The organism is Kosakonia sp. H7A, from assembly GCF_003028445.1.
GTDB lineage: Bacteria > Pseudomonadota > Gammaproteobacteria > Enterobacterales > Enterobacteriaceae > Kosakonia > Kosakonia radicincitans.
Map to the genome: position 1 here is coordinate 1 of NZ_PYTZ01000088.1, position 493 is coordinate 493.

At 53.5% G+C, this 493-nt stretch carries 1 protein-coding gene and 1 pseudogene; one reads left to right on the forward strand and one right to left on the reverse strand.

Features of this window, described 5'->3' with window-relative positions:
• On the reverse strand, positions 1-269 hold a 269-nt coding region (locus CWM66_RS28340), incomplete at its 3' end, for a YcaO-like family protein (RefSeq protein ID WP_199200089.1).
• 116 nt (positions 270-385) lie between these two features.
• On the opposite strand from CWM66_RS28340, the pseudogene CWM66_RS28345 reads away from it, so the two are divergent.
• Positions 386-493 (forward strand): annotated as a pseudogene (locus CWM66_RS28345) (DUF421 domain-containing protein); the annotation flags it as partial.

Genomic DNA, 493 nt, shown 5'->3' on the forward strand with positions numbered 1-493 from the left:
CAGAAGTCAGCGAAGAAATAGTTGGTGGACAGGCGCTCGAAATATTCGCCCAGCGCGGAGGCCAGGGCTGCCTTTTTGGTGGCGCCTTTACCATTGGTAAAGCACAGCGCGCATTCTTTATCGCGAATGTGAACGGACCACACGTGCGGCACCGGGTTCAGCCACGAGGCCTCTTCGATATCAAATCCGAGGTCGAGCAATTTCTGCTGGAAGCGAGCGATGGAATCTTCCAGGGCGGCATCTTTGCCGGGAATAAACGTTTGGGTCATGGCGATCACTTTTGTCGTACGGAAAGCGCGCAATGATACGGCTTTTATCTGACAGGTGCTATCTCCATCATCTGGCTATGCTTAGAGGCAACTTATGACCCGCAGGGAGATGATAGATGAAAGCCTTTGACTGGCAGCGGATGGCGCTCGAGAAAGTGCCGGTGGAGTTTCTTGCCGAGGTGGCGTTGCGCAGCCTCTATACCGTCGTTCTGGTCTTTATTTTC